We start from the raw sequence: 20920 nt of genomic DNA on the forward strand, positions 1-20920 counted from the left end.
GGCGGCGCGCCTACGGCGGGGTGTCACCCGAGCTTCGCGTGCTGCCAGGTCTCGGCGTCTCCGGTGATGACCGCCAGGATCGTGCGCCACGAGTCCGAGGGCCGGTTCAGCATGCCGCTGTGGGCGCCGAACCCGGCCACGAATCCGCCGTCGTCGTACCGGCCGGTGGCCAGCGGGATCACCCCGGCCATCTCGTCGGGGTCGGCGCCGTGCGGCCCGCCCGGGATGCCCTGGACCATCTCGATGAAATCGCCCGGCGCGGTCATCGAGAACCGCACGACGGCGGGGTTGCGGTTGTGCCACTCCGACGCGTCGTCGACGCCGACACCGGCGCCCGCCGCGGCCAGGAACAGCGTGCGATCCGAGGTCATGCCCATCGTCTCGGCCGTACCGACGATCGAGCCGCCGTAGGAGTGGCCGATGACCGTCACGGGCACGCCCGGGGCCACGGTGCGCTCGACGTCCTCGCTGAACGCGACCAGGCGCGGCGCCATGTCCAGCGCCTTGTCCGGATCGGCCGCATCGAGAAGGACCGCCAGCGGGTTGTGGACCTGTGGGAACGGGCCGCCCAGATAGGTGATCATCGCGACGTCGCCCTCGGATCCCGTCACGAATCGACGCGCCGTCGCGGCGTTGGCGGCCGAGCCCTCCATCGTGGTGTTGACCCCGGGAACCAGGACGGCGACGCCGCGCGCCGAGGCGAGGTCGCCGTGCAGTTCGATCAGCGACGCGCGGGCCGGGTCGAAACCGAGGATCTGGCGTCGGATGCGGCCGCCGGCATGGTTCGGGTCATCGACCTCGGCGAGAAGGTCGCGATAGAGCGCCAGTCGACGCCGCGAGCCGTCGTCGGCGCCGGACTCGGCGAGGATCGCCTCGGCGATGTTGACCCGGTTCGCGGCCATCCGCAGCGGCCAGGGCACGCCGTCGGTGTTGCCGACCTCTTTGGGGAACTCGTGCACCAGCCGGTCGCGTTGATCGGCCGTCATCGCCGCGATCTGGGCTGCGATCGCGTCCTGACCCATCCGCGGCCACGAACGCACCATGCCATCCGGGTCGGCCGGCGCTGTCGGGGCCGGATCGGTCGCGCCGCCGGCGCCCAGCGCGCTGGTGATGTCGGCGGCGGCGTCCTCGTCAGCAGTGGCCAGTCGGGCCAGAGCCGCGGCGATCTGACTCTGCAGGTCGGCGCCGCGCACCTCGAGCATCTGCGCAGCCGCGCCCACGTCTCCACCGGCCAGCAGGACCAGCATGGGGTCCGCGGTACCGGTGTGGCGCACCGAACCGTCGTCGGCGACGACGAAGCCGTCGCGCCGGGCGGTCTCCACGAGCTCGAGCAGATCGCCTCTGGCCGTGGCGATCTGGCCGGCACCATCGTGGGACGCCACGGATGCCGCGATGAGCGCCCGGGCCCGGTCGGCGCCCGCGGCGGCGAGTCGGCGGGCCTGCTCTGCCGCGGCGTCGGCCGCGTGGCCCGCCCAGTGCTCGCGGCTGGCCTCGGTCAACGCGACGACGGCGTCCGCGGCGTCGTCGACTCGCCGCGCGGCAGCATCCCAGGCTTGCGCGAGCTCGGCGAGTGCTCCCGGCCGCCACGCCTGCGCCTGCGTCAGCGTCGGAGCGTTCACCCGCCCAGCCGGTCGCTACCGGCACGGTCTGCACGGTCGAACGCCTCAGCCGACCGGCGGGCCGCCAGGGCCCACCCCCGCAGCCCGGCGACCATGTCGTCGAACTCGTCGACGAGTGCCGCAGCGCCGGCCACGTCGGCCACCGCCGACCCCGGCAGAGCTGACGGGTCCAGAGTCGGGCAACGCAGCGCCTCGATGTCGTCGGCGATCCCGGTGATGCGGTCGGCGAGCTCGATCAGGCGCTGCAGGTCGACCCGCGTGATTTCCCCCATGGCTCATGCTGGCACTCCGGCACCCCTCGTCCCCGGGGTTATCCACAGGCGTCTTGGGCGTGGGCGCCCACGCATGCGCCGACCAGCTTGTAGTCTCGATGAGGTGCAGCGACGGATCATGGGCATCGAGACCGAATTCGGCGTGACCTGCACGTTTCACGGGCATCGCCGGCTGAGTCCGGACGAGGTCGCCCGCTACCTGTTCCGGCGGGTGGTGTCGTGGGGCCGCAGCAGCAACGTCTTCCTCCGCAACGGCGCGCGCCTGTACCTGGACGTCGGCAGCCACCCCGAATACGCGACGGCCGAATGTGACAACCTCACCCAGCTGGTCACCCACGACCGCGCCGGCGAACGCGTGCTCGAAGACCTGCTGATCGACGCCGAACAGCGCCTGGCCGACGAGGGCATCGGCGGCGACATCTACCTGTTCAAGAACAACACCGACTCCGCGGGCAACTCCTACGGCTGCCACGAGAACTACCTGATCGTGCGGGCCGGCGAGTTCTCCCGGATCTCCGACGTGCTGCTGCCGTTCCTGGTGACCCGCCAGCTGATCTGTGGGGCCGGCAAGGTCCTGCAGACCCCCAAGGCGGCGACGTTCTGCCTGTCGCAGCGCGCCGAGCACATCTGGGAGGGCGTCTCGAGCGCCACCACCCGCTCGCGCCCCATCATCAACACCCGCGACGAGCCGCACGCCGACGCAGAGAAGTACCGGCGCCTGCACGTCATCGTCGGCGACTCCAACATGTGCGAAGCCACCACGATGCTCAAGGTCGGCTCGGCATCGTTGGTGCTGGAGATGATCGAAGCCGGCGTGGCATTCCGGGACTTCTCCCTCGACAACCCCATCCGGGCGATCCGCGAGGTCAGCCATGACCTGACCGGCCGTCGTCCGGTGCGGCTGGCCGGCGGCAGGCAGGCCAGCGCGCTCGACATCCAGCGCGAGTACTTCGCGCGCGCCGTAGAGTACCTGCAGACCCGCGAACCCAACACCCAGATCGAGCAGGTCGTCGACCTGTGGGGCCGCCAGCTCGACGCGGTCGAGAGCCAGGACTTCGCGAAAGTCGACACCGAGATCGACTGGGTGATCAAGCGCAAGCTGTTCCAGCGCTACCAGGATCGCTACAACATGGATCTCTCCGACGCCAAGATCAGCCAGCTCGACCTCGCCTACCACGACATCAAGCGGGGCCGCGGGGTGTTCGATCTGCTGCAGCGCAAGGGCCTGGCCACCCGCATCACCACCGACGAGGAGATCGAGGCGGCGGTCAACACCCCGCCGCAGACCACCCGGGCCAAGCTCCGCGGCGAGTTCATCAGCGCCGCACAGGAAGCCGGCCGCGACTTCACCGTCGACTGGGTGCACCTCAAGCTCAACGATCAGGCGCAGCGCACGGTGCTGTGCAAGGACCCGTTCCGGTCGGTGGACGAGAGGGTCAAGAGGCTCATCGCTTCTATGTGAGTTGGTGCACCGACACGGCGTAGTCGCCGTTGTCGAACGGCGCCTGCTCCCAGGTCGCCCAGCGGTGCACCAGCCTCAGACCCGCTGAGGTCGCGATGTCGTCGTAGCGCTGCAGCGTCAGCCGGCCGGCGAGCAGCTGGAAGCCGGCCACGAGCAATCCGCCGGGCGTGAGCCGGTCCGCGAGCTGCGCGACGACCGTGGATTCGGTGCCCTGGTCGAGGAAGATCATCACGTTGCCCGCCAGCACCACCATGTCGAACTCGTCGGGAACCGCCGTGGCGGTGTCGACGAGATCGGCCTGGACCCACCGCAGTTCGGGGGCCTTGTCTCGGGCGACGGTCAGCATCGCGGGATCGGCGTCGACACCGACCACGGAGAAGCCGCGGCCCGCCAATTCGATCGCGACGCGCCCGGTACCGCAGCCGGCGTCGAGCGCCCGGGTGCCACCTGAGGCGCGCAGCAGCGATTCGATGAGGTCGGCCTCGCCGTGCACACTGCGACCAGCTGCCTCGAGCTGCGCCCATCGCGCGTCGTAGTCGGCGCCGCGGGGCCGGTCGGAGGACTGCCAGCGGCTGCTCATCGGCCCATGCTGTCATGGCGCGCCGCGACAGCCGTCCGAGCCCACCGCCGATTCGTCCTAAGCTCTACGCCGTGGGGATCTCGAAAGTCGAACGGTTGATGAACCTCGTCATCGCGCTGCTCTCGACGCGCACGTTCATCACCGCCGACCGGATCCGCGACACCGTCTACGGCTACTCCGACGGATCCAGCGACGAGGCGTTCTCCCGGATGTTCGAGCGCGACAAGAACGAACTCCGCGACCTCGGCATCCCGCTGGAGACGGGCCGGGTGTCGTCCACTGACCCCACGGAGGGCTACCGGATCAACCGCGAGGCGTATGCGCTGCCCGCCGTCGAGTTGACCGCCGACGAGGCCGCTGCCGTCGCGGTGGCCACCCAGCTGTGGGAGTCACCCGAACTGATCACCGCCACGCAGAGCGCCCTGCTCAAACTGCGGGCCGCGGGAGTCGACGTCGACGCGCCCGACGGCGACGTGACGATCACGTCGACCGCGGCGCTGCCCGGGTTGCGCGGCTCCGAGGACGTCCTCGGAATCCTGTTGTCCGCCATCGATTCCGGCCGCGCGGTGCAGTTCCCGCACCGGCCGTCGCGCAGCGAGCCGTACACGACCCGCACCGTCGAACCGTGGGGTGTCGTCACCGACCGGGGCCGCTGGTATCTGGTCGGCCACGACCGCGACCGCGACGCCGTGCGGACGTTCCGGCTCTCCCGCATCGGCGCCGAGGTGACCCCGATCGGCGAGCCCGGCGCGGTCGCGCGCCCGCCCGAGGTCAACCTGCGCGAGATCGTCGCGCGGGTGGTGGGGGACTGGCCCGGTGCCGGGCAGGCCCGTGTCTGGGTCGCCGACGGACGGGCAACCGCGCTGCGCCGCCAGGCCACCGTGGTCGGCGCGAAGACGCTCGGCGGACGGCTGGGGCAGGAGATCACCGTGGACGTCGGCATGTTCGACCGGCTCGCCCGCGAGATCGCCAGCTACGGCGCCGACGCCGTGGTGCTGGAGCCCGCGTCCCTGCGCGAGGACGTCATCGCACGTCTGCGGGCCCAGGCCGGCGTCCAGCAGGTGCAGGCATGACCGCGCTGAGCACCCGGCTGGTCCGGCTGCTGAACATGGTCCCGTACTTCCAGGCCAACCCGAGGATCACCTACGACGAGGCCGCCGCGGACCTGGGGGTCAGCGTCAAACAGCTGCGCGACGACCTCAACCAGCTGTGGATGTGCGGCCTGCCCGGCTACGGGCCCGGCGACCTGATCGACTTCGAGTTCTCCGGCGACACCATCGAGGTCACGTTCACCGCGGGTATCGACCATCCGCTGCGGCTCACCTCGCCCGAGGCCACCGGCATCCTGGTGGCCCTGCGCGCCCTGGTCGACGTGCCGGGCATGGTCGATCCCGAGGCGGCCCGCAGCGCGATCGCCAAGATCGAATCCGCGGCCGGCAGCGCTTCGGTGGAGGGCACCGCCGTCGACGAGCCGGCGCCGGTGGAGAGCGACGCGGCGGCGGCCGTGCGGACCGCGGTGCGCGGCGACCGGGCCCTGGCCATCGAGTACTACTCGGCCTCCCACGACATGCTCTCGGCCAGGGTGGTCGACCCGATCCGCGTGGTGCTGGTCGCCGACCACAGCTATCTCGAGGCGTGGTGCCGCACCGCCGAGGCGGTCCGGTTGTTCCGCTTCGACCGGATCGTCGACGCCCGGGTGCTCGACGAACCGTCGGCGCCCCCGCCGCCCGCCGTGCAAGCCGGCCCCGACACGTCGCTGTTCGACCCCGACACCGCAGACCCGTCGCTGCCCACCGCGACGCTGCGCGTGGACCGGTCGGCGTCGTGGATGTTCGACTACTACCCGCTGAGGGTGCTGCGCGAGTATCCCGACGGATCGTGCGACGCCGCGATGACCTACGCCTCCGACGACTGGATGGCCCGATTCGTGCTCGGCTTCGGCTCCGCAGTGCGCGTTCTCGAGCCGCAGCCGCTCGCCGAACGGGTGCAGCGCGCGGCCGTGGCCGCGCTCGACGCCTATCGGGTGGGCACCGACGGCGGGTAGACTCGACCGCAACGTCTGGAGGTAACCAAATTGGGTGGTCTACAACCCTGGCACTGGATCATCGTCATCGCTGTGTTCGTGCTGCTCTTCGGTGCCAAGAAGCTGCCGGACGCGGCCCGCTCCCTGGGCAAGTCGATGCGCATCTTCAAGTCCGAGATCAAGGAGATGCAGGCCGACGGGAAGTCGGACCAGCCGACTCAGATCTCGTCGGAGCGGATCGACGCCGAGCGGCCCGTCGGGCACACCGAGCCGTCGTCGGACAAGCGCCCCGCCTGAATCGTCACCTCGGCACGACGCGGGCAGTGTCCGCGTCGTGCCGTAATGCCTGTTGACAGGTAGGCCATTTCGATAGTGCAGATTCCCGGACTCTTCAAGAAGCTCGATCCTCGCCGGCGCCGTTCCCGGGTCAATCCCGACGGCACGATGTCGTTGGTCGATCACCTCACCGAGCTACGCACACGTCTGCTCATCTCGGTCCTCGCCGTGCTGCTCACCACGATCCTGGGCTTCGTCTGGTACAGCCACGGCGCGTTCGGCCTGCCCAGCCTCGGAGATTGGTTGCGGGGCCCCTACTGTTCGCTGCCGGCGTCGGCACGCGCATCGATCGCGCCGGACGGAGAGTGCCGACTCCTCGCCACAGCGCCGTTCGACCAGTTCATGCTGCGGCTGAAGGTCGGCCTCACCGCGGGTCTGGTGATGGCCTGCCCGGTGTGGCTCTACCAGCTGTGGGCGTTCATCACCCCGGGCCTCTACAGCCGCGAACGCCGGTTCGCGATCGCCTTCGTCACGATGGGGGCGGCCCTGTTCATGACCGGCGCGGTGCTGGCCTACGTGGTGCTGTCCAAGGCGTTGGGGTTCCTGCTGACGGTCGGCAGCGACGTCCAGGTGACGGCTCTGTCGGGCGACCAGTACTTCGGCTTCTTGATCAACCTCCTTCTGGTGTTCGGGATCAGCTTCGAGTTCCCGCTGCTGATCGTCATGCTCAATCTGGTCGGCGTGCTCACCTATGAGCGGCTGCAGGCATGGCGGCGCGGGCTGATCATGGGCCTGTTCGTGTTCGCGGCGTTCGCCACCCCCGGCTCGGACCCGTTCTCGATGCTCGCCCTGGCGCTGGCGCTCACGGTGCTGCTCGAGGTGGCGATCCAACTCGCCCGCGTCAACGACCGCCGGAAAGCGCGGCGCGCCCTCGACACCGTCGGTGACGACGAAGCCGCCCCGATCGGCGCGGCCGAGCCGGTGGAAGCGCCGTCACCGGTGCCCGCGCCATCGCGACTGTCGATCGACGACGATGCAACCTGAGGTGACCGCTGACTCGGTCGCGGCGTTCACCGAACTGATCCCGTTCGCGCTGGACGGGTTCCAGCGCCGTGCCTGTGACGCTCTGGCGCACGGCCACGGGGTCCTGGTGTGCGCGCCCACCGGCGCGGGGAAGACGGTTGTCGGCGAGTTCGCTGTCCACCTCGCCCTCGCAGCGGGCCGAAAGTGCTTCTACACCACGCCGATCAAGGCCCTGAGCAATCAGAAGCACAACGATCTGGTGCGCCGCTACGGCCCGGAGCGCATCGGTCTGCTCACCGGCGACCAGAACATCAACGGCGACGCGGACGTGGTGGTGATGACCACCGAGGTGCTGCGCAACATGCTCTACGCGGATTCGCCCGCCCTGCAGGGACTCTCGCACGTCGTGATGGACGAGGTGCACTTCCTGGCCGACCGGATGCGCGGCGCGGTGTGGGAGGAGGTGATCCTGCACCTGCCCGACGACGTGCGGCTGGTCAGCCTGTCGGCCACGGTGAGCAACGCCGAGGAGTTCGGCGGCTGGATTCAGACCGTGCGCGGCGACACCACCGTGGTCGTCGACGAGCACCGACCGGTCCCGCTGTGGCAGCACGTGATGGTCGGCAAGCGCCTGATGGATCTGTTCGACTACCGAGCCTCGGGTCCGCCGCGTGGTGGTCGGGACCTCCTGGTCGATCCGGAGTTGTTGCGCCACATCGCCCATCGCCGGGAAGCCGACCGCCTCACCGACTGGCAACCCCGGGGCCGCGGCGGTCGGGGCGGGCGGCCACCGATCTACCGCACGCCCGGCCGAGCCGACGTGATCAGCGTGCTCGAGCAGCGCGATCTGCTGCCCGCGATCACGTTCATCTTCTCCCGGGCCGGCTGCGATGCCGCGGTCAAGCAGTGCCTGCGGTCGTCGCTCCGGCTGACGACCGACTCCGAACGGGCGCGCATCGCCGAGATCGTCGACCGCCGTACCGCCGATCTGAACGACTCGGATCTGATCGTGCTCGACTTCCACGAGTGGCGCGAGGGGCTGCTGCGCGGCCTGGCCGCCCACCACGCCGGCATGCTGCCGGTGTTCCGCCACACCGTCGAGGAGCTGTTCACCGCGGGCCTGGTCAAGGCGGTGTTCGCCACCGAGACCTTGGCGCTGGGCATCAACATGCCGGCCCGCACCGTGGTCCTGGAGCGGTTGGTGAAATTCAACGGCGAGCAACATCTGCCGCTCACTCCCGGCGAATACACGCAGCTGACCGGTCGGGCCGGTCGGCGCGGCATCGACGTCGAAGGCCACGCGGTGGTGCTGTGGAACCCTGACATCGACCCGGCCGAGGTGGCCGGGCTGGCGTCGACGCGGACGTTCCCGCTGCGCAGCTCGTTCGCCCCGACCTACAACATGACCATCAATCTGGTGCACCAGATGGGTCCCGAGCAGGCCCATCAGCTGCTCGAGCGGTCGTTCGCGCAGTATCAGGCAGACCGGTCGGTGGTCGGGCTGGTGCGCGGCGTCGAACGGGCGGAGAAGCTGCTCGACCAGCTCGCCGCCGAGTTCGGCGGCCGAGAAGCACCGATCCTCGACTACGCGCGGCTGCGGGCACAGATCGGTGAGCGGGAACGCGCCCAGTCGCGGGCATCCCGGTTGCAGCGCAGGCAAGCCGCCAACGACGCGCTCACCGCGCTGCGGCGCGGCGACATCATCACGATCACCCACGGCAGGCGCGGCGGGCTGGCCGTCGTCCTCGAGCCGGCCCGTGACGACGACGACCCGCGCCCGCTGGTCCTGACCGAGACCCGCTGGGCGGGCCGGATCTCCTCGGCCGACTATTCGGGGGCGATCGGCCCGATGGGCCGCATGACGCTGCCCAAACGCGTGGAACACCGCAACCCGCGGGCGCGCCGCGATCTGGCCTCGGCGCTGACGTCGGCCGCGGCGGGTCTCGACGTCCCGTCGGCCCGCAGGCGCCGCAGCGGTCCCGCCGACGAACCCGACGTCGACCCCGAGCTGGCCGCGCTGCGCGACCGGATGCGAGCCCACCGGGCCCATCAGCTTCCCGACCGGGAGGACAAGGCGCGCCTGGCCGAGCGCTACCTGAAGATGGAACGCGAGAACGAGGCGTTGCGCCGCAAGATCGCGACCGCGACGAACTCGCTGGCGCACACGTTCGACCGGATCGTCGTGCTGCTCACCGAGCGCGGCTACGTCGCGGGGGACGGCGAGAGCCGTTCCGTCACCGCGGACGGTCGCCTGCTGGCCCGCATCTACAGCGAGGCGGATCTGCTGGTCGCCGAATGTCTGCGCACGGGTGTGTGGGACGACCTCGATGCGCCGGAACTCGCGGCGGCCCTGTCGTCGGTGCTCTACGAGTCGCGGCGGGACGGGCACGGACCGACCGACGGGTCCGGTGTGCCGACGGGCCGGCTGAGGCGCGCGCTGAACCGGACCCGCCGGCTGTGGACCGAGCTGCGGTCCGACGAGCAGCGGCACCGGCTGGCGCCCAGCCGCGAACCCGACGACGGTTTCGTCGCGGCGATCTACCGGTGGGCCAGCACGGGGGACCTCGCCTCCGCGCTGGCCGCCAGCGATCCCGGCACCGGGGTCACGATGCCGGCGGGCGATTTCGTGCGGTGGTGCCGCCAGGTGCTCGATCTCGCCGATCAGGTCCGCATCGCCGCGCCGTCGCAGGCTTTGCGAGCGACCGCGAAACGCGCCATCAACGACGTTCGGCGCGGCGTCGTGGCCGTTGACGCCGGGTAGTGTGTGGCCAGCTACACCACCAGACCGCCGCGCACGACCGAGGAGAGAAATGAGCGGACCGCAGGGATCTGATCCGAACCAGCAGTGGCCGGGTCATCAGCCTGAGTCTGGCGCGGAGCAGCAGCCGTCGAGCGAGGCAGCCGCCAACCAGGGTTGGCAGCCGCCGTCCGGGTCGCAGCAGCCGCAGGCGCCGGACCAGCAGTCCTGGCAGCCGCCGGCCTACACGCCGCAGCAGTACCCGCAGTACCAGCAGCCCACGTACCCGCCGCAGCAGTACCCGCCGACGGAGCAGTACGGGACCAGTCCCACCGGATACCCGCCGCCGGGACAGTACGGCCAGCCCGGCGCCTACGGTCAGCAGCCGCAGTACGGGCAGCCCGGCGCCTACGGCCAGCAGCCGGGGCAGCCCGGTCAGTACGGACAACCGGGTCAACCCGGGCAGTACGGCCAGTACCCGAACTACCAGGCCCCGGGCGGCGAAGAAGGCTCCAAGAAGTCGATGGCCGTCGTCGGGACCATCGTCGGCCTGCTCGCCGCGATCATCGTCGCGGTCGTGCTGGTCCTCGGATTCTGGAAGCCGGGCTTCTTCGTGACCACCAAGCTCGACGTCAACGCCGCGCAGACCGGTGTGCAGCAGATCCTGACCGATCAGACCAATGGATACGGCGCCAAGAACGTCAGCAACGTCAAGTGCAACAACGGCGTCAGCCCGACGGTGAAGAAGGGTGACACCTTCAACTGCGAGGTCAGCATCGACGGCACCAAGCGCCAGGTCACCGTCACCTTCCAGGACGACAAGGGCACCTACGAGGTGGGCCGGCCCAAGTAGTCCGGCCCGTCAGCCCGGCTCGTCAGGGCAGGCCGTCGAGCGCCTTCTGCAGGCGGCCGATCGACGACGACACGCCGTAGCGTTCGGCGAGTTCGACGACTTTGCGCGGGTGCTCGGCGGCCAGCGGCAGCGTGTCGTCGGACCGGGAGAACGTGACCGGTGCGTCGGTGGCGACGCGCACCACGGGTTCGGCGGCGGCCAGGTACTCGGCGGCCGAACGCAGCTTGGTGCGCTGCGCCTTGGCCAGTTTCGACGCCGGATCCTCGATGGCACCACGCAGTTCCGCCAGCGATCCGTACTTCGTCAGCAGGGTCGAGGCGGTCTTCTCGCCGATGCCCGCCACCCCGGGCAGCCCGTCGGACGGGTCGCCGCGCAGCAGCGCGAGTTCGGCGTAGGCCGGGCCGGCGCGGTCGATCGGCACGCCGTAGTTCTCGGCCACCTCGGCGGGCCCGTACTTCGTGGCCTTGGCCAGGCCGCGGCCCAGGTAGAGGACCCGCACCGGGGTCGGCTCGTCGCGGACGACCTGCAGCAGGTCGCGGTCGCCGCTGACGACCACGACCGGATCGCGGGTCTCCCGACTGGCCAGGGTGCCCAGGACATCGTCGGCTTCGTGGTCGGGCGCGCCGGCGGTCGCGATGCCGAACGCGTCGAGGATCTCCATGATCATGTCGACCTGCGGGGTCAGCTCGTCGGGTACTTCTTCGATGTCGGGCTCGTCGCCGGGGTTTTCCTGCACCACCCGGTGGGCCTTGTACGACGGCACCAGGTCGACCCGCCATTGCGGGCGCCAGTCGTCGTCGCGGCACACCACCAGGCGGTGGGGCTGTTCGCGGGTGATCACGGTCGCGACGGCGTCGAGGAAGCCGCGCAGCGCGTTGACGGGACGGCCGTCGGGTGCGGTGATCGACGACGGCACACCGAAATACGAGCGGAACCACATGCTCGCGCCGTCGAGCAGCACCAGGGGAGCAGTCACCCCGCCATCCTGCCAGGCCGGTTTCTCCGGCGACCAGACGCGAACTCGAGTGTTCTGCCCGGCGTGTCGCGCGAGTTCGCGTCTGGTCGCGCGAGGGAACGTGGGCACTAACCTGGTGGGCATGAGCGCACAGTCCCGATTCGGCACCGACGTGTACGCCCACCGCCTGCAGGCCGCGGCCCGCGCCGCGGCCGACGCGGGACTTGCCGGTCTGGTCATCACCCCCGGCTACGACCTGCGCTACCTGGTGGGCTCGCAGGCGCAGACGTTCGAGCGGCTGACCGCGCTGGTGCTCCCGGCCGACGGCACGCCGACGATCGTGGTGCCCCGCATGGAGCTGGCCTCGCTGAAGGAGTCGGCGGTGCCCGACCTCGACGTGACCGTGCGTGACTGGGTCGACGGCGATGATCCTTACGCTCTGGTCGCCGATGCGCTGGGCGGTGCCCCGGTGAGCGTGGCAGTGACCGACGCGATGCCCGCGCTGCACCTGCTACCGCTGGCCGGAGTGCTCGGCGCGGTGCCGGTGCTCGCCACCGACGTGCTGCGCACGCTGCGCATGGTCAAGGACCCGGCCGAGATCGACGCGCTGCGCAAGGCCGGAGCCGCGATCGACCGGGTGCATGCGCGGGTGCCCGAATTCCTCACCCCCGGCCGCACCGAGGCAGACGTCGCCGCTGACATCGCCGAAGCCATTGTGGCTGAAGGACATTCAGAGGTGGCCTTCATCATCGTCGGTTCCGGACCGCATGGGGCCGATCCCCACCACGAATGCTCGGACCGCGCACTGCAGGCCGGTGACATCGTGGTCGTCGACATCGGCGGCCCGTACGAACCCGGCTACAACTCCGACTCCACTCGCACGTACAGCATCGGCGAACCCGACCCGGAAGTGGCTCGCCGCTATGGGGTGCTCCAGCGGGCCCAGCAGGCCGCGGTGGCAGCCGTGCGTCCCGGTGTCACCGCCGAACAGGTCGACGCCGCGGCGCGCGACGTGCTGGCCGCCGAGGGACTCGCCGAGTACTTCGTGCACCGCACCGGACACGGCATCGGATTGTCGGTGCACGAGGAGCCTTACATCGTCGCCGGCAACGACCTGCCGCTGCAGGAGGGCATGGCCTTCTCCGTCGAGCCGGGCGTCTACTTCCCCGGGCAGTGGGGGGCGCGCATCGAGGACATCGTGATCGTCACCGCCGACGGCTCGGAGTCGGTGAACAACCAGCCCCACGACCTGGTCGTGGTGCCGGTGTGACCGGCTAGCTCTCGCCCCGGTCCAGCAGACCCGACGAGCCGAGCACCCGCTCCACCCGCACCTCGATCACGACCCGCTTGGGGTTCGGTCGCGGCGTCCGATAGCGCTGCGCATACCGCCGTTCGGCGTCGCGCACCTTGTCTTCCTCGGTGTGGACGGTGGAGGAGCCCTCCAGCGAGAGCCAGCGTGCACCGTCGACCTGGCTGAGCACCGCGACGCCGCGCTGGTCGGCGTTGACGGCCTTCTGCGAGCCGCCGGTGGTGATCACGCGCGCGATGTGGGTGGCCGGGTCGAACGTGAACCCGACGGCGACCACGTGGGGAGAATTGTCCGACCGCAGCGTCGTGAGCATCGCCAGATGCCGCTCCGTCAGGAATGCGATCGCATCGGTGGTCAGCCGCGTGGTTGCCTTGCCCATCGGGCTCCACGCTAGCGCAGGACATAATCGCAGCCATGAAAGACACGGCTCAGACGGCCGACACCGACCTGGTCGTGGTGTTCGGAGGCCGCAGCGAGATCGGCATCGAGGTGGCGCGCCGGCTGGCCAGCGGTGCCACGGTGGTGCTGGCGGCACGCCGACCCGACGATCTCATCGCCCAGACCACGGCGCTGCACGACGCGGGCGCCCGCGAGGTGCACACGGTCGCCTTCGACGCCGACGACCTGGGCTCCCACGCCAGCGTCGTCGCCGACATCGTGGCGCGCCACGGCGCGATCGGCACCGCGGTGCTGGCCTTCGGCATTCTCGGCGACCAGGCACTGGCCGAGCGGGATGCCGCCCATGCGGCCGCGATCGTGCACACCGATTACGTCGCGCAGGTCAGCCTCCTGACGGTGCTCGCCGAGACGATGCGGTCCGCCGGGCGCGGGACGCTGATCGCGTTCTCGTCGGTGGCCGGGGTGCGGGCGCGGCGGGCGAACTACGTCTACGGGTCGGCCAAGGCCGGTCTGGATGCCTTCTGCAGCGGGTTGACCGACGCCCTGCACGGCACCGGCGTGCGGCTGCTGCTGGTGCGGCCGGGCTTCGTGGTCGGCCGGATGACCGAAGGCATGACGCCCGCGCCGCTGTCCAGCACGCCCGGGCACGTCGCGGACGCCACTGTGGCCGCGCTGCGGCGCGGACGCAGCGTGGTGTGGGTGCCGGTCGCCCTGGTCGGTCTGGCGGCAGCGTTTCGCGTCACGCCGCGCCCGGTGTGGCGGAGGTTGCCGAGGTGATGAGCGCTCGCGAGACGAACGGACACGCCATGATCGTCGTCGTCGGGATCGGCGCCGACGGGATGGCCGGCCTTGCCCCGCCTGCGCGCACCGAATTGGCGAGGGCCACAGTGATTTACGGATCGCAGCGTCAACTCGCTCTGCTCGACGACAGCGTGCGGGCGGTGCGGCGGCCGTGGCCGAGTCCGCTGTTACCCGCGATCGACACGCTGCTCGACGGCGCGGACGCCGATGTCCACGTGATCGCCAGCGGTGACCCGCTGCTGCACGGCATCGGCAGCACGCTGATCCGCGCGTACGGGGCAGACCGGGTCGCGGTCCTGCCGCACGTGTCGTCGGTGACGCTGGCGTGCTCACGGCTCGGGTGGGCGGTGCAGGACACCGAGGTGATCAGCCTGGTCACCGCGGACACGGTCAGTGCCATCAGGCGTGGCGGACAGGCCGTGGTGCTGTCGAGGGATCGCGCCAGCCCCGTCGAGTTGGCGCGGCTGTTGACCGCAACGGGCCGTGGGGATTCCGAGGTGACGATCCTCGAACAGCTCGGCGGGCCACGGGAGCTGCGCCGCTCGTCGACGGCACGGGAGTGGGTCGCGCGCCCGCCGGGCGACGTCGACGACCTCAACGTCGTCGCGGTGCGATACCTCCCTGACGATCGCCGCTCCGGTGCGCTACCCGACGATCTGTTCGACCACGACGGGCAGCTCACCAAGCAGGGGATGCGGGCGGTCACCCTGACCGCGCTGGCGCCGCGCCCGGGGGAGTTGCTCTGGGACGTCGGTGCCGGATCGGGCAGCGTCGCGATCGAATGGTGCCTGACCGGATCCGGTTGTCGCGCCATTGCTTTCGAACGCGACAGCGAACGGCGCCGCCGGATCGCCGACAACGCGCGGACATTCGGCGTGGCCATCGACATCCGCGGCAGCGCACCGGCCGAGCTGACGGACGCACCCACGCCCGCGGCGATCTTCGTCGGCGGCGGAGTCACGAACCCCGGCCTGCTGCAGGCCTGCTGGGAGCGGCTGCCCGCCGGTGGTCGGCTCGTCGCCAACGTGGTCACGGCGGAGTCGGAAGCCGTTCTCGTCCAGTGGTATTCACAACACGGGGGAGAGCTGGCGAAGTTTCAGCACTACCGCGGCGAGCCGGTCGGTGCGTTCACCGGGTGGCGGCCCGCGATGCCGGTCATGCAGTGGTCGGTGACCAAGCCTGATACGACCTGATCAACTCGATCGTGCCGAGTTCACGCACCGCCCGGCAGCCCCGGCTCAGCATGGCCAGGATCATCTCGTCCCCGCGGTCGGTGGATGCCGAGAACGCGAACCCCAGCGCCGTCAGGAACGGAGCCTGCAGAGCTCCGAGACGGTAGTCCTGCCAACAGGTGTCGAGGTCGTAGTCGGTGACGCCGTACCCCGACACCGCGGCGTGGTAGCGCTGCACGAGGTCCCGTTCGACCGTGGCGCGGGTCTCGGGCGCCAAGCTGGTCGCGGTGAAGTAGGCGAGGTCGCGGGCCGGCAGTCCGAGCCCGATGGTCTGCCAGTCCACGACGGTGACCCGCGTGCGCTGCGGGTCGAACAGCAGATTGTCCAGCCGGAAGTCGCCGTGCAGCAGTGAGAACCGGTCTGCCTCGGCCGACAGCCACGGTGTCACCAGGTTCATCGACGTCGTCAGGGTCTCGCGATCGGCATCGCTGATCCGCGCGCCGAGGCGGTCGAGGGTGATGGTGGCCGCCATCGCCGACACCTCGCCCATACCGGCGGCCGCGGCTTCGTCGCCAGGCTTGGGCATGATGATCGAGGTCAACTCGTACCAGCGCGCCTGACACCAGCTGGGGCCGTGCAGGCCGGCCAGCGCGTCGACGGCCAGCGCCGCCTCGTCCGGCGTACAGCCCGCGAGCTGATCGCCCTGTTCGGCCGGCGCCATGTCGGCCAGCACGAGTACGAAATCCATTCCATCGGAGGAGATGTCGCTGTGCACACAGGCCGGCACCGGCACGGCGACCTCGGCGCTGACCGCGGCGTAGAACTCGACTTCCGACTTGTATCCCAGCGCCACCCGTTCGCGCACCGCGTCGTCCTGGGCGGGCAACTTCACCGCGAACGTCGCGGGCAGGCTCGTCGCGCCGGCGTAGGTCACGCTCACCCGGTAGGTGGCGCCGGTCTGCCCCGTGCCGATCGGGGTCACGTCGGCATCGGTGACGGCAGCGCCCAGCGCCGAGCTCAACCAGGCGGCGGTGATGTCGGCCGGCGTGCGGGGAATGGTCATGGCTGCGCCCTCCGTCACTGCTGCGGGTAGTACCGCGGCGTGAACACCCGATCGGGGTTCGGCTCCGCCGAATACCACTGCGTCTGCGACGATCCCACGATCAGCAGGCACCGCATGTCGACGTCGGCGGGATCGAGGTCGGCCAGGCGTACCACGCGCACCGACTCTGTCGGTCCGGCGACGTCGCGACCGATCACGACCGGCGTGCCGGCATCGCGATGGGCCAACAGGAGGTCGCGCATCGCACCCACCTGCCAGGTCCGCGTCTTCGACGCCGGGTTGTAGATCGCCAGCACCATGTCGGCGCGCGCGGCCGCGTCCAGCCGCGCCGCGATGATCTCCCACGGCTTGAGGCGATCCGACAGCGAGATCACGGCGTAGTCGTGCCCGAGCGGGGCTCCCACCCGACTGGCCACCGCCTGCGCGGCCGTCATCGCCGGGATCACCCGGACGTCCACGCCGGGCCACTGTTTGGCTTCTTCGAGCACCGCTGTCGCCATCGCGAACACCCCCGGGTCTCCGGAGGACACCACAGCCACGGCGTGGCCCTGCTCGGCCAGTGAACAGGCGAGGCGGGCGCGGGCCGGTTCGTCGGTGTTGTCGCTCGGGTGCCGGCGCTGGCCCTCGCGTACCCCGACGCGGTCCAGGTAGGGCCCGTAACCGATGAGGTCGGTGGCCGCGGCGAGCTCGCGGCGACTCTGCGGGGTCATCCAGGCTGTACCGCCGGGACCGAGCCCGACGACGGTGACCGATCCGGTGGCCGTCTCAGAGGTGGCGTCGGTGGCCGAACCCGGGGCGTCCGGGTCCTGCATCGGCCCCGGCAGCATGGTCAGCGCGAAATAGGGCACCGAGTCGTCCTCGACATCGGCGGCGGGCAACACCCGCTGGCGCGAGGTGCTGGCCCGTTCCACGTAGTAGGTGTCCTGCAGCCGACCGGCGGCCGAGAGTGCTTGCCGCACAGCAGGATAGGAGCGGCCGAGTTTCATGATGATGGCTGCGTCGGTGTCGGCGAGGCGGCGTTCGAGCTCGGCGGGCGCCATGGTGCCCGGAAGGATGGTCAGCACCTGATCGCCCTGGACCAGCGGCGTGGACACCGCTGCCGACGCCGCGCTCACCGACGTCACCCCGGGCACGATCACGGCGTCGAAGCGCTGCGTCAGCCGGGTGTGCATGTGCATGTACGAGCTGTAGAACAGCGGGTCGCCCTCGGCCAGCAGCGCGACGTCCCGCCCGGCGTCGAGGTGCGCCGCGATACGGGCGGCCGCCTCGCGGTAGAAGTCCTCCATCGCCCCCGCATAGCCCCCGGGATGTTCGGAGGTCTCGGTGGTGACCGGGTAGACCAGATGTTCCTCGATCTGATCGGCGCGCAGGTAGGGCTCGGCGATGCCGCGCGCGATGCTACGGCCGTGCCGGGCGCTGTGGTAGGCCACCACGTCGGCCTCGCCGATCACCCGGGCTGCCTTGACCGTCACCAGTTCGGGGTCGCCCGGTCCCAGGCCGACCCCCCACAGCGTGCCGCGTTCGCTCATCGTTCGCTCATTCGATGGTTGTCGCAATCGCGTTGACGGCGGCGGCGGCCATCGCGCTGCCGCCGCGCCGGCCGGTGACCACCAGATAGGACATGCCGCGCGGGTCGTCGATGAGTTCCTGCTTGGACTGCGCGGACCCGACGAAGCCCACCGGGCCGCCGAGTACCGCTGCCGGCGGCGCGACCCCGCCGTCGACGAGCTCGAGAAGTCGGAACAGGGCCGTCGGGGCGTTGCCGATCGCCATCACGGCGCCGGGCAGCCGGTCGGCCCACAGGTCGACCGCCGCCGCGGAGCGGGTGGTGGCGTGCTGGGCTGCGAATGCCGGTGCCCGCTCGTCGGCGACGAGGGAGACCACCTCGTTGTCGGCGGGGAGCCGCGAGCGGGTGATTCCGGCGGCGACCATCGACGAGTCGCACAGGATCGGGGCACCGGAGGCCAGCGCCTCGTAGGCCCGGACGACGACGTCGGGGGTGTAGGCGACATGCTCTGGCACGTCGGTCTGGCCGCAGGTGTGGATCAACCGGACCACGACCCGGGCGACGTCGGCGGGGAACCCGGACAGGTCGGACTCGGCACGGATCGTCGCGAACGACTGCCGGTAGATCTCCCCGGCATCGCGGATGTAGTCGAGCACCCGATCACCCTACGGGTGGGCCCGCCGCGGTTGGTAGCCATCTCCGGTGGCGATCAGCACGTCCGCGTCCGGGGGGCTGCCGCACGCCCGGTCGCAGCCGACGAAGTGCCGGTGACGTGGCGCTGCGTCGTCGAGTGCTGCGGAGTCGGTGAGCGCAGCCGCGGCGTCGGCGCGCACGTCGGCCACTGCGTGTGCGCAGCCCGGCCGGCCCGTGCAGGCCGACACGGACAGCCACGGCGACGCCTCGTCGAACACGAATCCCAGGGGTGCCAGCACGCGCAGCGCCGCGTCGGCCACCCCGTCGTCGAGGTCGGCGATCAGCACCGATCGCCAGGGCGTGATCACCAGGGGCGCCTGCACCGCGGCCAGGTAGCGGGCCAGCTCGGCGTCGAGCACACCCAGCGGCACGGCCGCGCCGAGAGTGATCCGGCCGTCGTCCTGGGTGAGCCAGCCGACCGGGGGACGGGTTCGCGCCGGCCATGTCCGGCCGGGCGGCGCCGTCGCGCCGAACCCGTCCACAACGACCTCGGGTGTCGCCAATTCCTTGATCCGCCAGGCTTTTCCCCGCACCGAGACGAACCGGCGGGCAATGGCCAGCAGCGTGTCGACCGCGTCGGCTGCGGGCACCCGGACCCCGGTGTCGGTGCCGGACAGCACAACCGCAACGGTGTCCGGGCTGACGGCACAGCCGGCGACGTCGGCGCCGAGGCCGGCGATGTCGCCGCGACCGTCGTCGATACCGAACAGGAAGCGCCCCGGCAGATCGGTCAGTGTCGGGTCCTGCTGCAGCGCGACATCGAGCGCGTGCACCATCGCGCGGACGTCGAGCAGACCGCCCTGGCGCCCCGACAGCGGCGACGCCACGATGTTGCGGATCTTCTCGCGGTCCGGCGACGGCAGCAGACCGGCTTCGGTGAGTCGACGCCCGAGTTCCGCCACGTCGCGGATACCGCGGATCTGCACGTTGCCCCGGGAGGTGAGCTCCAGCGCCGGTGCGGCGAGATCGAGAGCGGCGGTGGCGATGGCCTCCATCTGCTCTGCGGTCAGCATTCCCGCCGGCAGCCGAACGCGGGCCAGGTCGCCGTCGGCGGCCCGGTGCGTCTGGAGCGCGCCGGGACAGGCGTCGGTGTCCCGGCTTCTGGCCATCCGACCACGGTACGCGGGCGGCCCTGGCGCCGTTCTCAGCTGACCAGCCGCACCGGCACGACGATGTCGGAGTATGTCGATGCGTCACCGGCGATCACCCGGCTGCGCTGCCCGTGGACGTCGACGGGAACGTCACCGGCCAGCGTCACCCGCGTCAGGCGGCGGAACTGGTCGTCGTAGTCCGCGATCGCGTAGTGCTGAGTGGCACGATTGTCCCACACGGCCAGATCGCCGAGCTCCCAGTTCCATCGCACCGTGTGCTCCAGCTTGGTGATGCGCGTCTGCAACAGGTCGAACAGGGCCGCCGACTCGGTGCGTCCGAGGCCGACGAAGCCCTTGACGAAGTTGCCCAGCAGCAGCACCCGCCGCCCCGTCTCGGGGTGGATCCGCACCACCGGGTGTTCGGTCTCGTAGTAGTCCGAGACGAATTCTTCGCGGTACTGACGTTCGGTGTCGGCCAGCGCTTCTCGCCGGCCGTCGATGTCCTTGGCGTAGTCGTAGGTGTTGGTGTGAACAGCCCACAGGTTCTCGGCCAGCGCGCGCAGCGGCTCCGGGAGCCGGTCGTAGGCGGCTTCCGTCGACGCCCACGTGGTGCTCCCGCCGTAGGGCGGCAGCGTGACGGCACGCAGGATCGACGCCTTCGGGATCCGATCGACGAACGTGACGTCGGTGTGCCAGCTGTTGGCCTTGTCGTAGCGGGAGTCGATCGGCAGCACCTTCGTCCCGCGCGAGGTCACCGTCGGGTGCGCGATCGTCGGGGTGCCCAGCGACCGCGCGAAGGCCAGCTGACCCTCGTCGTCGAGATCGTGCTGGCCCCGGAAGAAGATCACCTTGTGTTCGAGCAGAGCGTCGTTGATCTGCGCTGCGGTGGCGGCATCGATACCGCGGGCCAGATCGACACCCTCGATGCGCGCGCCGATCACGGCACCCAGCTTGACCACTCGAACCATCGACTGCCTCCTCGTGACGTTCTCGCGCGACTGTCCTCTGCGAGAGGGACGCCCGCCCAGCCTTAGGTTCACCGAGAGTCGAACCCGTGCCGTTTCGCGCGGGTGAAGATCGGGTAA

At 70.6% G+C, this 20920-nt stretch carries 20 protein-coding genes; 10 read left to right on the forward strand and 10 right to left on the reverse strand.

Annotation, left to right across the window (positions count from 1 at the left end; translation table 11 throughout):
• Positions 1-23: 23 nt before the first annotated feature.
• Complete coding sequence (locus DMB80_RS13380; RefSeq protein ID WP_111510290.1) at positions 24-1619, reverse strand: alpha/beta hydrolase; 1596 nt, start codon at positions 1617-1619, stop codon at positions 24-26.
• A complete protein-coding gene (locus tag DMB80_RS13385) occupies positions 1616-1891 on the reverse strand; it encodes a DUF7162 family protein (protein ID WP_046365213.1) in 276 nt (91 codons plus the stop codon). The genes DMB80_RS13380 and DMB80_RS13385 overlap by 4 nt, the downstream gene beginning before the upstream one ends.
• A 103-nt stretch (positions 1892-1994) precedes the next feature.
• Between DMB80_RS13385 and pafA the strand changes: the two genes are divergently transcribed.
• Entirely contained in the window at positions 1995-3353 is a 1359-nt protein-coding gene (gene pafA, locus DMB80_RS13390; RefSeq protein WP_110797983.1) for a Pup--protein ligase, read from the forward strand.
• Here the strand turns inward: pafA and DMB80_RS13395 are convergent.
• The gene (locus DMB80_RS13395) at positions 3346-3933 is read right to left on the reverse strand and encodes a class I SAM-dependent methyltransferase (protein ID WP_111510291.1); all 588 of its coding nucleotides are present in this window, start codon (positions 3931-3933) and stop codon (positions 3346-3348) included. The genes pafA and DMB80_RS13395 overlap by 8 nt on opposite strands.
• Before the next feature lie 71 nt (positions 3934-4004).
• Between DMB80_RS13395 and DMB80_RS13400 the strand changes: the two genes are divergently transcribed.
• The 6 genes from DMB80_RS13400 (at position 4005) to DMB80_RS13425 (ending at position 10845) form a co-directional block, all read left to right on the forward strand.
• Positions 4005-5006 carry a helix-turn-helix transcriptional regulator gene (locus DMB80_RS13400; protein WP_111510292.1) on the forward strand — a complete coding sequence of 334 codons (1002 nt, stop codon included), beginning with the start codon at positions 4005-4007 and terminating at the stop codon, positions 5004-5006.
• Positions 5003-5977 (forward strand): helix-turn-helix transcriptional regulator, encoded by a 975-nt coding sequence (locus tag DMB80_RS13405; protein WP_046365210.1) that lies wholly within the window; start codon positions 5003-5005, stop codon positions 5975-5977. The genes DMB80_RS13400 and DMB80_RS13405 overlap by 4 nt, the downstream gene beginning before the upstream one ends.
• Before the next feature lie 30 nt (positions 5978-6007).
• Positions 6008-6253, forward strand: a complete 246-nt coding sequence (gene tatA / locus DMB80_RS13410; protein ID WP_046365209.1) for a Sec-independent protein translocase subunit TatA — start codon at positions 6008-6010, stop codon at positions 6251-6253.
• A gap of 75 nt (positions 6254-6328) precedes the next feature.
• A complete protein-coding gene (tatC, locus tag DMB80_RS13415; protein ID WP_111510293.1) occupies positions 6329-7276 on the forward strand; it encodes a twin-arginine translocase subunit TatC in 948 nt (315 codons plus the stop codon).
• Position 7277: 1 nt separating this feature from the next.
• Entirely contained in the window at positions 7278-10016 is a 2739-nt protein-coding gene (locus DMB80_RS13420) for a DEAD/DEAH box helicase (RefSeq protein WP_240431170.1), read from the forward strand.
• A 49-nt stretch (positions 10017-10065) separates the two neighbouring features.
• On the forward strand, positions 10066-10845 hold the full coding sequence (locus DMB80_RS13425) for a DUF4333 domain-containing protein (RefSeq protein ID WP_046365242.1): 780 nt from the start codon (positions 10066-10068) through the stop codon (positions 10843-10845).
• A gap of 22 nt (positions 10846-10867) precedes the next feature.
• Here the strand turns inward: DMB80_RS13425 and DMB80_RS13430 are convergent, their stop codons facing one another.
• The gene (locus tag DMB80_RS13430) at positions 10868-11821 is read right to left on the reverse strand and encodes a 5'-3' exonuclease (RefSeq protein WP_240431171.1); all 954 of its coding nucleotides are present in this window, start codon (positions 11819-11821) and stop codon (positions 10868-10870) included.
• A gap of 121 nt (positions 11822-11942) precedes the next feature.
• Here DMB80_RS13430 and DMB80_RS13435 point away from each other — a divergent pair, with 121 nt between their 5' ends.
• Positions 11943-13070 carry a M24 family metallopeptidase gene (locus tag DMB80_RS13435; protein ID WP_111510321.1) on the forward strand — a complete coding sequence of 376 codons (1128 nt, stop codon included), beginning with the start codon at positions 11943-11945 and terminating at the stop codon, positions 13068-13070.
• A 4-nt stretch (positions 13071-13074) separates the two neighbouring features.
• Here the strand turns inward: DMB80_RS13435 and DMB80_RS13440 are convergent, their stop codons facing one another.
• Entirely contained in the window at positions 13075-13488 is a 414-nt protein-coding gene (locus DMB80_RS13440; protein WP_111510296.1) for a F420-dependent biliverdin reductase, read from the reverse strand.
• A 35-nt stretch (positions 13489-13523) separates the two neighbouring features.
• On the opposite strand from DMB80_RS13440, the gene DMB80_RS13445 reads away from it, so the two are divergent.
• Together DMB80_RS13445 and cbiE are read left to right on the forward strand one after the other, a co-directional pair.
• A complete protein-coding gene (locus DMB80_RS13445) occupies positions 13524-14285 on the forward strand; it encodes a decaprenylphospho-beta-D-erythro-pentofuranosid-2-ulose 2-reductase (protein ID WP_111510297.1) in 762 nt (253 codons plus the stop codon).
• Between the two features lie 29 nt (positions 14286-14314).
• Positions 14315-15502, forward strand: a complete 1188-nt coding sequence (cbiE, locus tag DMB80_RS13450) for a precorrin-6y C5,15-methyltransferase (decarboxylating) subunit CbiE (protein WP_111510322.1) — start codon at positions 14315-14317, stop codon at positions 15500-15502.
• Here cbiE and DMB80_RS13455 read toward each other — a convergent pair.
• Genes DMB80_RS13455 through DMB80_RS13475 form a run of 5 tightly spaced genes read right to left on the reverse strand, consistent with a single transcriptional unit; the run spans position 15465 to position 20803 of the window.
• Positions 15465-16544, reverse strand: coding sequence for a phosphotransferase family protein (locus DMB80_RS13455; protein ID WP_111510298.1), 1080 nt, complete (start codon positions 16542-16544; stop codon positions 15465-15467). The genes cbiE and DMB80_RS13455 overlap by 38 nt on opposite strands.
• A gap of 14 nt (positions 16545-16558) precedes the next feature.
• A complete protein-coding gene (locus tag DMB80_RS13460; protein WP_111510299.1) occupies positions 16559-18073 on the reverse strand; it encodes a precorrin-2 C(20)-methyltransferase in 1515 nt (504 codons plus the stop codon).
• Positions 18074-18080: 7 nt separating this feature from the next.
• Positions 18081-18707 carry a precorrin-8X methylmutase gene (locus tag DMB80_RS13465; RefSeq protein ID WP_111510300.1) on the reverse strand — a complete coding sequence of 209 codons (627 nt, stop codon included), beginning with the start codon at positions 18705-18707 and terminating at the stop codon, positions 18081-18083.
• A 9-nt stretch (positions 18708-18716) separates the two neighbouring features.
• The gene (cobG, locus tag DMB80_RS13470) at positions 18717-19853 is read right to left on the reverse strand and encodes a precorrin-3B synthase (RefSeq protein WP_111510301.1); all 1137 of its coding nucleotides are present in this window, start codon (positions 19851-19853) and stop codon (positions 18717-18719) included.
• Between the two features lie 35 nt (positions 19854-19888).
• Complete coding sequence (locus DMB80_RS13475; protein WP_111510302.1) at positions 19889-20803, reverse strand: TauD/TfdA dioxygenase family protein; 915 nt, start codon at positions 20801-20803, stop codon at positions 19889-19891.
• Positions 20804-20920: the final 117 nt, after the last annotated feature.

It is taken from the genome of Mycobacterium kyogaense, from assembly GCF_003254575.1.
In the GTDB taxonomy this organism is placed as follows: Bacteria; Actinomycetota; Actinomycetes; order Mycobacteriales; family Mycobacteriaceae; genus Mycobacterium; species Mycobacterium kyogaense.

Coding starts and splice junctions, on each gene's coding strand:
- DMB80_RS13385 (WP_046365213.1), bottom strand. CDS start 1,891: ATGGGGGAAATCACGCGGGTCGACCTGCAGCGCCTGATCGAGCTCGCC.
- DMB80_RS13395 (WP_111510291.1), bottom strand. CDS start 3,933: ATGAGCAGCCGCTGGCAGTCCTCCGACCGGCCCCGCGGCGCCGACTAC.
- DMB80_RS13405 (WP_046365210.1), top strand. CDS start 5,003: ATGACCGCGCTGAGCACCCGGCTGGTCCGGCTGCTGAACATGGTCCCG.
- DMB80_RS13425 (WP_046365242.1), top strand. CDS start 10,066: ATGAGCGGACCGCAGGGATCTGATCCGAACCAGCAGTGGCCGGGTCAT.
- DMB80_RS13435 (WP_111510321.1), top strand. CDS start 11,943: ATGAGCGCACAGTCCCGATTCGGCACCGACGTGTACGCCCACCGCCTG.
- DMB80_RS13440 (WP_111510296.1), bottom strand. CDS start 13,488: ATGGGCAAGGCAACCACGCGGCTGACCACCGATGCGATCGCATTCCTG.
- DMB80_RS13445 (WP_111510297.1), top strand. CDS start 13,524: ATGAAAGACACGGCTCAGACGGCCGACACCGACCTGGTCGTGGTGTTC.
- cbiE (WP_111510322.1), top strand. CDS start 14,315: ATGATCGTCGTCGTCGGGATCGGCGCCGACGGGATGGCCGGCCTTGCC.
- DMB80_RS13455 (WP_111510298.1), bottom strand. CDS start 16,544: ATGACCATTCCCCGCACGCCGGCCGACATCACCGCCGCCTGGTTGAGC.
- DMB80_RS13460 (WP_111510299.1), bottom strand. CDS start 18,073: ATGAGCGAACGCGGCACGCTGTGGGGGGTCGGCCTGGGACCGGGCGAC.
- cobG (WP_111510301.1), bottom strand. CDS start 19,853: ATGGCCAGAAGCCGGGACACCGACGCCTGTCCCGGCGCGCTCCAGACG.
- DMB80_RS13475 (WP_111510302.1), bottom strand. CDS start 20,803: ATGGTTCGAGTGGTCAAGCTGGGTGCCGTGATCGGCGCGCGCATCGAG.